The organism is Ottowia sp. SB7-C50 (genome assembly GCF_033110285.1).
Taxonomy (GTDB): Bacteria; Pseudomonadota; Gammaproteobacteria; order Burkholderiales; family Burkholderiaceae_C; genus Ottowia.
Genome location: NZ_CP136995.1, coordinates 1278935 through 1290073 on the forward strand (window position 1 = coordinate 1278935; position 11139 = coordinate 1290073).

General features: G+C 66.0%; 10 protein-coding genes and 2 tRNA genes. 9 read left to right on the forward strand and 3 right to left on the reverse strand.

Going from position 1 to position 11139, the window contains the following annotated elements:
* Window positions 1-20: 20 nt before the first annotated feature.
* The 8 genes from R0D99_RS06125 (at window position 21) to R0D99_RS06160 (ending at window position 8440) form a co-directional block, all read left to right on the forward strand.
* On the forward strand, window positions 21-671 hold the full coding sequence (locus R0D99_RS06125) for a DUF2238 domain-containing protein (protein WP_317750498.1): 651 nt from the start codon (window positions 21-23) through the stop codon (window positions 669-671).
* Window positions 668-2650: an excinuclease ABC subunit UvrC gene (uvrC, locus tag R0D99_RS06130; protein WP_416365976.1), complete on the forward strand. Its 1983-nt coding sequence runs from the start codon at window positions 668-670 to the stop codon at window positions 2648-2650. The genes R0D99_RS06125 and uvrC overlap by 4 nt, the downstream gene beginning before the upstream one ends.
* Window positions 2651-2715: 65 nt before the next feature.
* Complete coding sequence (locus R0D99_RS06135) at window positions 2716-3675, forward strand: IS5 family transposase (protein ID WP_317749534.1); 960 nt, start codon at window positions 2716-2718, stop codon at window positions 3673-3675.
* A 425-nt stretch (window positions 3676-4100) separates the two neighbouring features.
* Complete coding sequence (gene pgsA / locus R0D99_RS06140) at window positions 4101-4667, forward strand: CDP-diacylglycerol--glycerol-3-phosphate 3-phosphatidyltransferase (RefSeq protein WP_317750499.1); 567 nt, start codon at window positions 4101-4103, stop codon at window positions 4665-4667.
* A 199-nt stretch (window positions 4668-4866) separates the two neighbouring features.
* Complete coding sequence (locus R0D99_RS06145) at window positions 4867-5733, forward strand: DMT family transporter (RefSeq protein WP_317751017.1); 867 nt, start codon at window positions 4867-4869, stop codon at window positions 5731-5733.
* 293 nt (window positions 5734-6026) lie between these two features.
* Window positions 6027-6299, forward strand: a complete 273-nt coding sequence (locus R0D99_RS06150; protein WP_124862790.1) for an HU family DNA-binding protein — start codon at window positions 6027-6029, stop codon at window positions 6297-6299.
* Window positions 6300-6321: 22 nt separating this feature from the next.
* Window positions 6322-6397: transfer RNA gene (locus R0D99_RS06155), tRNA-Val, on the forward strand.
* A 126-nt stretch (window positions 6398-6523) separates the two neighbouring features.
* On the forward strand, window positions 6524-8440 hold the full coding sequence (locus tag R0D99_RS06160) for a SurA N-terminal domain-containing protein (protein ID WP_317750500.1): 1917 nt from the start codon (window positions 6524-6526) through the stop codon (window positions 8438-8440).
* 221 nt (window positions 8441-8661) lie between these two features.
* Here R0D99_RS06160 and R0D99_RS06165 read toward each other — a convergent pair.
* Window positions 8662-8737: transfer RNA gene (locus tag R0D99_RS06165), tRNA-His, on the reverse strand.
* Between the two features lie 113 nt (window positions 8738-8850).
* A complete protein-coding gene (locus R0D99_RS06170) occupies window positions 8851-9552 on the reverse strand; it encodes a Bax inhibitor-1/YccA family protein (RefSeq protein ID WP_317750501.1) in 702 nt (233 codons plus the stop codon).
* 197 nt (window positions 9553-9749) lie between these two features.
* On the opposite strand from R0D99_RS06170, the gene R0D99_RS06175 reads away from it, so the two are divergent.
* A complete protein-coding gene (locus tag R0D99_RS06175) occupies window positions 9750-10154 on the forward strand; it encodes a heme-binding protein (RefSeq protein WP_317750502.1) in 405 nt (134 codons plus the stop codon).
* A gap of 95 nt (window positions 10155-10249) precedes the next feature.
* Here R0D99_RS06175 and R0D99_RS06180 read toward each other — a convergent pair whose 3' ends face one another.
* A complete protein-coding gene (locus R0D99_RS06180; RefSeq protein WP_317750503.1) occupies window positions 10250-11071 on the reverse strand; it encodes a pyruvate, water dikinase regulatory protein in 822 nt (273 codons plus the stop codon).
* Window positions 11072-11139: the final 68 nt, after the last annotated feature.

An 11139-nucleotide genomic window follows, 5' to 3' on the forward strand; every position in this document is an offset into this window, starting at 1 on the left:
TCATCGAACCGACCGACGCCATGCCGACAACCACTGCCGATCCGCGCCGTCCCTCGCTCGCCGCCGCTGCGCTGGCCTTGCTGGCAGTATTGGCGTGGACGTTCGCGCACACGCACGACCGCCTGACCTGGGCGCTGGAGACCTTTCCGGTGTGGGTCGCGCTGCCGCTGATGGCGGCCACGCAGCGCCGGTATCCGCTCACCAGCCTGCTCTACTTCTTCATCTTCTGGCACTGCGTCGTGCTGATGGTGGGCGGGCAATACAGCTACGCCAGGGTGCCGGCGGGCTTCTGGGTGCAGGACGCCTTCGGCCTGCAGCGCAACCCGTACGACAAGCTGGGCCACTTCATGCAGGGCTTCGTGCCGGCGCTGCTGGCGCGCGAAATTCTGCGGCGCGGCGGCTATGTGCAGGGGCGCAGGATGCTGGCTTTTTTGGTGGTGTGCGTGGTGCTGGCGTTCAGCGCGACGTACGAGCTGATCGAGTGGGCTGCGGCGGTGATGCTGGGGCAGGGCGCCGACGAATTCCTGGGCACGCAGGGTGACCCGTGGGACACGCAGTCGGACATGGCCTTTGCCCTGCTGGGCGCCGTGGCGGCGCTGGCGCTGTTCAGTTGCCTGCACGATCGGCAGATCGCGCGCCTTCCCGCACCGGACCGGAGGGCCGGGGCGTGACCGGGCCGCAGAACGACCCCGTGCCGCCGACGGCCGACACGCCGCGCCACAGCCCCGAGCTGCTGGCCCAGGTGGCTGCGCTGCCCAGCCTGCCGGGCGTTTACCGCTATTACGATGAGAGCGGAAACGTGCTGTACGTGGGCAAGGCGCGGCACCTGAAGAAGCGCGTGTCCAGCTACTTTGCGCGCGACCATGGCGGCACGCGCATCGGCCACATGGTGGGCAAGATCGCGCGATTGGACACGACGGTGGTGCGCAGCGAGGCCGAGGCGCTGATTCTTGAGAACAACCTCATCAAGCAGCTGGCGCCCAAGTACAACATCCTCTTCCGTGACGACAAGAGCTATCCGTATCTGAAGATCACCGGCACCGGCCACGCGCGCGACAGTGCGGACGGCCCGCCGCGGCCCGAGGCCTACGCACGCATGGCCTATTACCGCGGCAGCACGGACAAGCGGCACCGCTACTTCGGCCCCTACCCCGGCGCGTGGGCGGTGAAGGAAACCATTCAGCTGTTGCAAAAGGTGTTTCGCCTGCGCACCTGCGAAGACACCGTGTTCGCCAACCGCACGCGGCCCTGCCTGCTGTACCAGATCAAGCGCTGCACGGGGCCGTGCGTGCGGCTGATCAGCGAAGCCGACTACGCCGCGGACGTGGCGCACGCCGAGCAGTTTCTGCGCGGCGAAACGCAGGATCTGCTGCACAAGCTGGAGCAGCGCATGATGGCGCACGCCGAGGTGCTGGAGTTCGAGCAGGCGGCCGACATCCGCAACCAGATCGCGGCGCTGTCGCGCGTGCTGCACCAGCAGGCGGTCGAGGTCGGCGGCGACGCGGACGTCGACATCCTCGCCGTCAAGGTGCAGGGCGGGCGCGCGTGCGTCAACCTGGCCATGGTGCGCGGCGGGCGGCACCTGGGCGACCGCGCGTACTTTCCGAGCCATGTGGAAGACGCGCACGCCATCGCCGCCGAACGCGGCGACGACGAGCTGCCCACGGTGGAGGCGCAGGTGCTCGACGCCTTCATCGCCCAGCATTACCTGAACGTGCCGGCGCCGTCGCAGCTGATCGCCAGCGAGCCGGTGAGCGCGTCGCTGCTGAAGGCGCTGTGCGACAAGGAGGATTGCAAGATCACCGCCACGCATGCGCCGCGCGGCCAGCGCCGCGTGTGGCTGGAGATGGCCACGCAGAACGCCGCGCTGCAACTGGCGCGCCTGCTGGCCGAGGAAGGCTCACAGCAGGCGCGCACCCGCGCGCTGGCCGAGGCGCTGGACCTGGGGGTCGAGAACCTGGACGACCTGCGCGTCGAATGCTTCGACATCAGCCACACGGCGGGCGAGGCCACGCAGGCCAGCTGCGTGGTGTTTCAGGGCCACCGCATGGCCAGCGGCGAGTACCGGCGCTACAAGATCGAAGGCATTACCGGCGGTGACGACTACGCCGCCATGCGCCAGGTGCTGGAGCGCCGCTACGGCAAGATCGCCGAGGCGCTGCACGAGCAGGGCGACGCCGAGGCGCTGACCCGCGCCGCGCGCATGCCCGACCTGGTGCTGGTCGACGGCGGCAAGGGGCAGGTGGCGATGGCACGCGAGGTGTTCGAGCGCCTGGGCCTGAACCTGTCGCTGATCGTCGGCGTCGAAAAAGGCGAGGGCCGCAAGGTGGGCCTGGAAGAACTGGTGTTTGCCGATGGGCGCGAGAAGGTGTATTTGGGCCGGGATTCGGCGGCGCTGATGCTGATCGCGCAGATCCGCGACGAGGCCCACCGCTTTGCCATCACCGGCATGCGCGCGCAGCGCGCCAAGGTGCGCGTGGGCGGCAGCCGGCTGGAGGAGATTCCCGGCGTGGGTCCGCGCAAGCGGGCGCGGCTGCTGCAGCGCTTTGGCGGCGTGCGCGGCGTGGAAGCCGCCAGCGTGGAGGACCTGGCGACGGTGGACGGCATATCGCGCGCGCTGGCCGAGGAAATCTACCGCGCGTTGCACTAGGGAAGGTCTGCGTAATTCGTCCTGCGATGTGCTGAGCGTTGCGATTTCGAGCCACAATCGCCGCCATGAAGCAAGCCGAGCTGGGTCTGAACCTGACCACCAAGCGCACGCGCAAGCGCGAGTTCCTGGCGCAGATGGAACGCGTGGTGCCGTGGGCGGCGTTGGTGGAACTGATCGCGCCCTACGCACCTGAAGGCAGACGGGGTCGCCCGCCCTTTGCCGTGCAGACGATGCTGCGCATTCACTTCATGCAGCAATGGTTCGGCTTGAGTGATCCAGCCATGGAAGAAGCGCTGCACGACGTGCCGCTGTTTCGCGAGTTCGCGGGCCTGAACTGGGATACGGCCGTACCCGACGAAACCACGATCCTTCGATTCCGCCGCCTGCTCGAAGACCACAAGCTCAGCGCCCAGATCCTGGCGCTGGTCAATGAACTGCTGGGCGCCAAGGGCCTGCTGCTGCGCGCCGGCACCGTGGTGGACGCCACGCTGATCGCCGCCCCGAGTTCGACCAAGAACGCCTCGGGCCAGCGCGACCCGCAGATGAAGCAAAGCAAGAAGGGCAACCAGTGGTATTTCGGCATGAAGGCCCACATCGGTGTGGACGCCGACTCAGGCCTTGTGCACACCGTGCGCGGCACGGCGGGCAGCGTCAATGATGTGGTTGAGGCCAATACCTTGCTGCACGGCGAGGAAGTCCAAGCCTGGGGTGATACCGGCTACCTGGGCGCCGACAAGCGGCCCGATGCCAAGGCCGGCGTGCGCTGGAACATCGCCATGCGCCCGGGCAAGCGCAAATTGCTGGATCACGGCCGCCTGAAAGACGAGTTGACCGAGCAACTCGAACGCATCAAGGCCAGCATCCGGGCCAAGGTCGAACACCCGTTTCGGGTGATCAAACGCCAGTTCGGCTATGTGAAGGTGCGCTATCGGGGCCTGGCCAAGAACACGGCGCAACTGCACACGCTGTTTGCGCTGTCCAATCTGTGGATGGCGCGCAAAGCCTTGATGGGCCTGCAGGCATGAGTCCGCCTGCAGGTGGCCGAAAGGCCTCAAAACCGGCCCGCGAAGGCAACGATGTCACTGCGCAGCGGCTCGAAGCAGCATCTCAGATCGATTGGACGCCATCAGCACATCTCAATGTGCATTGCGCAGAGCTTCCCTAGGAGTCTGCGTGGTAGAAGGCGTCGAAGCGAAACGTGCGAAAAACGAGGACAGCGCGGCGATACCGACAAGCCCATAGCCGAGCTATGGGCGCCGGAGGTAGCCCCGCGATGGACCGTTTTCTCGCGCGTTGCAGCCGACGCACCTTCTGCCGCGCAGACTCCTAGGGCGCCCACGTTTCAAGAAAAAAGTGCCTTCCGCGCAGGACGGGCAAGCGCATGAAGCTATCAAAATAATAGCTTCACGCCTTTGCCATCGGTTTGCGCCCGCATGCCACAATCGCCGCCATGTTCTTCACCGTGCCCACGCTGCTGACCTGGACGCGCATCGTCGCGATTCCGCTGATCGTGGGGGTGTTCTACCTGAAGCTGGAGCCGGCCACCGCCAACCTGCTGGCGACGGTGATGTTCGTGGTTTTCGCGTGGACGGACTGGCTGGACGGCTTTCTGGCGCGCAAGCTGAACCAGACGTCCTCGTTCGGCGCGTTCCTGGACCCGGTGGCCGACAAGTTTCTGGTCTGTGCCAGCCTGCTGGTGCTGGTGCATCTGCAGCGCACCGACGTGTTCGTCGCGCTGATCATCATCGGGCGCGAAATCGCCATCTCGGCCCTGCGCGAGTGGATGGCCAAGATCGGCGCCAGCAAGAGCGTCGCCGTGCACATGCTGGGCAAGCTGAAGACGACGGTGCAGATGGTCGCCATCCCCTTCCTGCTGTACGACGGGCGCGTGTTGGGCGTCATCGATACCCGCTGGTGGGGCAATGTGCTGATCTGGGTGGCGGCGGTGCTGACGGTGTGGTCGATGGTGTACTACCTGCAGAAGGCGTTGCCGGAGATCCGGGCAAGAGTGAAATGACGTCCCCCCCTGAGCCGCCTGCGGCGTCTTCCCCCCAGGGGGACAACGCCAGTGGCCGGGCCAAGCCCGCTCCACGGCGTTCCGGCGTGGCCTGCTCCGCGGCCTTTTGAACGGGCTTGCTGCGCAGCCCTGAGTATGGATTGTGGGGAGGGGCGGCGTGGCGCTTGATTCGGATCGTCAAGCGCGGCTGATTCGCTGGATGCCGGCGGTGTTCGTGCTGATCTGGGCGACCGGCTTCATCGTGGCGCGCTACGGCATGCCGCATGCGCCGCCGTTCACTTTTTTGCTGTACCGCTATCTGTTGTCCATCGCCTGCTTTGGCGTCTGGATCGCCATCGCGCGGGTGCGCTGGCCGCAGACGGGCGCGGAATGGCTGCACCTGGGCGTGACAGGCGCGCTGATGCACGGCGGCTACCTGGGCGGCGTGTGGGCGGCGGTCAAGGGCGGCATGGGGTCGGGGCTGTCGGCGCTGATCGTGGGCGTGCAGCCGGTGTTGACGGCGATCTGGCTGTCGGCCATCGGCACGGGGGCAGGGCGCGTCAATTCGCGCCAGTGGCTCGGTCTGCTGCTGGGCTTTGCCGGGCTGGTGCTGGTGGTGTGGCGCAAGCTGACGCATGGGCAGGTGGGCGACCACGTCACGGCGGTGAACCTGTCGTGGGCGGTGTTTGCGCTGGTGTGCATCACGGCGGGCACGCTGTACCAGAAGCGCTTCGTCAAGCCCTGCGACGTGCGCACGGCCAATACGGTGCAGTTGCTGGCGGCGGCGCTGGTCACGGCGCCGCTGGCGTTGCTGGAGCCCGAAGCCTTCCGCTGGAACGCGCAGTCGGCCGGTGCCATGGCCTGGTCGGTGCTGGGGCTGACGCTGGGCGGCAGCTCGCTGCTGTACCTGCTGATCCAGCGCGGCGCGGCCACCACGGTCAGCAGCCTGATGTACCTGGTGCCGCCCACCACAGCGATGATGGCCTGGCTGCTGTTTGGCGAACCCATCACGCTGACCACCATCGTCGGCATTGCGCTGACGGCCTTTGGCGTGGCGCTGGTGGTGCGGCCGCAGCGCCGCAGCTGACGACGCGGGATCGTCTGAGCGAGCGCCGGCGCGATGTCCCGTCGGATGCAAGAAAATTCACGTCGTTGTTGCGCTGACGCACAAGCAGGGTAGATACCGGCTTGCAGGGGGGGTAATTGCGACTAGAATTCAACGCTCGCTGACCTTGATTGTCGAGGGTGGCCGGGCATCAAGGCCCCCGATTCCCATCAGCCATCCTGTCGCGGGTCAAGCTGACAAAAGGGTACGGCAGCCGCCAACTTCCACCGAAGTCACTATCCGAATTCTTGAATCTCTTGAGAGAGGGCACCTACGTGAACAAGACCGAGCTGATTGAGCACATCGCCAAGAACGCCGACATTTCCAAGGCCGCCGCCACGCGCGCGCTGGAGGCGACCATCGGCGCGGTGAAGACCACGCTGCGCAAGGGCGGCACCGTGTCGCTGGTGGGTTTCGGCACCTTTGCCGTGGGCAAGCGCGCCGCTCGCTCGGGTCGCAATCCGCGCACGGGCGCTACGATTAAAATCAAGGCCGCCAAGGTGCCCAAGTTCCGTCCCGGCAAGGCGCTGAAGGACGCGCTGAACTGATTTGTCGGCTGTCAGATCAGGAGGGTGCTTAGCTCAGTTGGTAGAGCGGCGCCCTTACAAGGCGTAGGTCAGCGGTTCGACCCCGTTAGCACCCACCACACCTCCTACCAGTTGCAGCAAAGGCGAACCCCGGTTCGCCTTTTTCATTTTTAGCGCAACGGCACAAAGCAAGAGTCACCGCATGTTCGAATTCATCCGCCGGCACACCAAGCTCATCATGGGGGGTGCTGTTTCTGTTGATCATCCCGTCGTTCATGCTGTTTGGTATCGAAGGCTACACGCGCTTCAACGACAGCGCCGGCAAGGTGGCCGTGGTCAATGGCAAGCCCATCACCCAGGCCGAATGGGACAACGCGCACCGGCTCGAATCCGATCGCCTGCGCGCCACCAACCCGACGCTGGACGTCGCGCTGCTCGATTCGCCCTCGCTCAAGCGTGCCACGCTAGAACGCCTGGTGCGCGAACGCGTGCTGGCCGCTGCCGCCGCGGACGAACACCTGATGGCCACCGACGCGCGCCTGGCGGCCGACCTGGAACGCGACCCCACCATCAGCGGGCTGCGCCGGGCCGACGGCACGCTGGACATGGACCGCTACCGCCAGCTGCTGGCCGCCCAGGGCCTGACGCCCGAGGGCTTCGAGGCCAATGTGCGGCACGAAATCTCCTCGCGCCAGGTGCTCGAAGGCGTGATCAACACCAGCTTTGCCAGCCAGGCGCAGGTCGACGTGGGCATGAACGCCTTCCTGGAGCGCCGAGAAGCCAGCATTGCGCGCTTTGCGCCCGCCGAATTCGCGGCCCGGATCAACCCCACCGACGCCGACCTGCAGGCTTTCTACCAGGCCAACCTGGGCCGCTACCAGGCGCCCGAAGCCGCCACGGTCGAATACCTGCTGCTTGACCTGGACAGCGTGAAGAAATCCGTCAATGTCAGCGAGCAGGACCTTCGCACCTACTACGACCAGAACGCCGCGACCCTGGGGACACCCGAGCAGCGCCGCGCCAGCCACATCCTGATCGCCGCACCCAAGGACGCACCCGCCGCCGACCGCGAGAAGGCCAAGGCCGCCGCCACCGCGCTGCTGGCGCAGTTGCGCCAGGCGCCGGCCACGTTTGCCGACGTTGCGCGCAAATCGTCCCAGGACGACGTCAGCGCGCCCAGTGGCGGCGACCTGGGCAGCTTCCAGCGCGCCAAGGGTGTTGACCCCGTCATCTCGCAGGCTGCGTTCGCCCTGGCCAAGGTCGGCGACCTCAGCGACGTGGTCGAGAGCCCGTTTGGCTACCACATCGTGCAGGTGACGGGCATCCAGCCGGCGGCGGTGCCGCCGTTCGAGCAGGTCCGCGCCAAGCTCGAAGACCAGTTCCGCACCCAGGCCGCCCAGAAGCAGTTCAGCGACATGGCCGAAGAATTCCGCAATGGCGTCTATGAGCAGTCCGACAGCCTCAAGCCGATGGCCGACAAGCTCAAGCTCACCGTGCACCGCGTTGAAAACGTCACGCGCAGCCCGGCGCAGGGCGCCACCGGCCCGCTGGCCAACCCGAAATTCCTCAGCGCGCTGTTTGCGCCGGATTCGGTCTCCAAGCACCGCAACACCGAAGCCACCGACCTGGGCGGTAACCAGCTGGCGTCCGGCCGCATCGTGTCGCACTCGCCCGCCCATGCCCGTCCGCTGGCCGAGGTCAAGAACGAAGTGCGCGCCGCGTTCATCCAGCAGCGCGGCGCCGAGATGGCACGGCAGCAAGGTCAGGACCGCCTGAAAGCCTGGACCGCGCAGCCCGCCTCCGCCACCGGCTTGGGCGCGCCGCTGACCTTGTCGCGCGAAGAGGCGCAGGGCCAGCCCGCCGCGCTGGTCGAAGCCGTCCTGCGTGCCGACCCCACCAAGCTGCCGGCCTTCGTCGGCGTCGACCTGGGTGGTGATGGGTACGCCATCGCGCGCGTCGACAAAGTGCTGCCGCGCGCCGAACAGACCCCCGACTTGGTCAAGCAGATTCGCGCCCGCTACGAACAACTGTGGGGCGTGGCCGAAGCGCGCAGCTACTACGACATGCTGAAGGCCCGCTACAAGGCCGAAATCCTCGTGCCCAACGCGCTGCCGACCACCACCGCTGCCGCCCAGCCGGCAGCAGGGGCTGCGTCGCGCTGAAACCCGGTCACGACGTAATCGTCATTTCGGTCGATGCCAGTCAGCCACGCGCTGACTGGCATTTTTTATGGTCGAGCAGCAGAGCCTGGCTTTCCCGGAAATGATCAGCAGAGCCGGCTTTGACGTTCGGGCAGACGGCCAATCCCAGGCAGAGGAGCGTTTCACCGAGCGCCAACAAAAAAGCCCGCTACGCTTTACATAGCAGGCTTCCTAGTATTGACTGGGGTGGCTGATGGGACTCGAACCCACGACGACCAGAATCACAATCTGGGACTCTACCAACTGAGCTACAGCCACCGTCGAGAACCGTGAATTATAAGGCATTCCGTGCCCGCGCACCGATGGTGCGGGCTGCGGCGGGCGACAAAAAAGGGGCAACGCGTGCCCCTTTTTTGGGTGGTGGCGGTGCCTCAGTCGTTGCTGCCGCCCAGGCCCAGCAGGGCAAGCAGGCCCTGGAACACGTTGAACAGGTCCAGGTACAGGGCCAGCGTGGCGCTGATGTAGTTGGTCTCGCCGCCGTCGATGATGCGCTTCAGGTCGTACAGCATGTACAGGCTGAACACGCCGATGACGAGCGTGCTGATGACCATCATGCCGACGGCGGAGCCGACGAACACGTTGACGATGGCGCCAACGAAGACCACCAGCGCGCCGACGAACAGCCACTTGCCCATGCCGGACAGGTCGCGCTTGATGACGCTGGCCAGGCTGGCCATGACGAAGAACACGCCGGCGGTGCCGCCCATGGCGGTCATCACCAGTTCAGAGCCGTTCTTGAAGCCCAGCACCATCGCGATCATGCGCGACAGCATCAGCCCCATGAAGAAGGTGAAGGCCAGCAGCACCGGCACGCCGGCGGCCGAGTTCTTGGTCTTCTCGATGGCGAACATGAAGCCAAAGGCGCCGCCCAGGAAGACGATCAGGCCCAGGCCGCCGCTCAGGCTGCGGGTGATGCCGGTCGATACCCCGATCCAGGCGCCCAGCACCGTGGGCAGCAGGCTCAGCGCCAGCAGCCAGTAGGTGTTGCGGAGCACGCGGTTGCGCTGCTCCTGTGACGCGAGGCCGCCGTGCGCGGCGTCGCCGTAGGCCAGGGTGGTGGATCGGTCGTTCATGCGGTGGGTTCTCCTGTGGTTGTCAGCGCCCTGGCCGCCCGGTGGCAGCCGTCCGGCGCATTGTACGTAGATACCCCGTGGGGCAAAAAATTCCCGTGACGGTTCGATATTTGCTGAAAAAAAGCCAGGTCCTGTGACGCGGTCGACGGCCGGCTATGCTTGGCTTTTCGACAGTCCTTGATGATGGAGCCGCTCGCATGAAAACCAAGTCCTACCTCGAAGCCGCCGATGTCCGTGCCATGGTGGCCGCCGCCGAAGCCGAAGCGCTGAAGCAGAACTGGGCATTGACCATCGCCGTGGCCGACGACGGCGGGCACCTGCTGCACCTTCACCGCATGGACGGCGCGGCGCCGGTCAGCGCGCACATCGCCCCCGGCAAGGCGCGCAGCGCGGCGCTGGGCCGGCGCGAAAGCAAGGGTTACGAGGACATGATCAACGGCGGCCGCACCGCGTTTCTGTCGGTGCCGCTCGACGGCATGCTGGAAGGTGGCCTGCCGATCATGAAGGACGGCCACTGCATCGGTGCCATCGGCATCAGCGGCGCCAAGCCGGCCGAAGACACGCAGGTCGCCAAGGCGGGGTTGGCGGCACTGGGGCTTTGATCGGAAATTCGATCAAATCCGAGGCTGGCGCTTTGTCAGCAGGCGCATGAAGCTATATTAAAGATAGCAAAAAAGGGGCTTGGTCGGCCCGCGGGTCAATAGCTCAACCGCTCCGGCCGCACCTCCTGAAGGATGGTGGTGGCGATTTCCTCGATGCTCTTGGTGGTGGTCGACAGCCAGCGGATGCCGCTGCGGCGCATCATGGCCTCGGCCTCGTTGATTTCCATGCGGCAGTTTTCAATGCTGGCGTAGCGCGAATGCGGCCGCCGCTCTGACCGGATTTCGCACAGGCGGTCGGGCGCAATGGTCAGCCCGAATATCTTCTTCTTGTGCGGCACCAGCGCCGGCGGCAGCTGGCGGCGCTCGAAGTCTTCGGGGATCAGCGGGTAGTTGGCCGCCTTCAGGCCGTGCTGCATGGCCAGGTACAGGCTGGTCGGGGTCTTGCCGCTGCGGCTGACGCCGATCAGGATGACGTCGGCCGCCTCCAGGTCGCGGTTGCTTTGCCCGTCATCGTGCGCCAGGCTGAAGTTGATGGCCTCGATGCGGTCGTGGTAGGCCTGCGACTTGCTGACGTCTGAAAAGCGCCCCACGCGGTGGTGGCTCTTGATGCCGATCTCCTCCTCCAGCGGCGCCACGAAGGTGCCGAACATGTCCAGCAGCATGCCGCGGCACGAGGCGCGGATGATGCCCAGGATCTCCATGTCCACCAGCGTGGTGAAGACCACCGGCCGCTTGCCTTCCACTTCGAACGCGTGGTTGATCTGGCGCACTGCCTGGTGCGCCTTGTCGGGCGTGTCGATGAAGGGCAGGCGCACGCGGCGCGGCTGGAAGTCGAACTGCGCCAGGATGGCGTTGCCGAACGTCTCGGCGGTGATGCCGGTGCCATCGGAAACGAAGAAGACGGTGCGGTCGGGCATGGTGGGCGAGGTATCGGTCAAAAACACAGGTGCAACCCTACAATCAGGCCCATTATGCGAACCTTGCC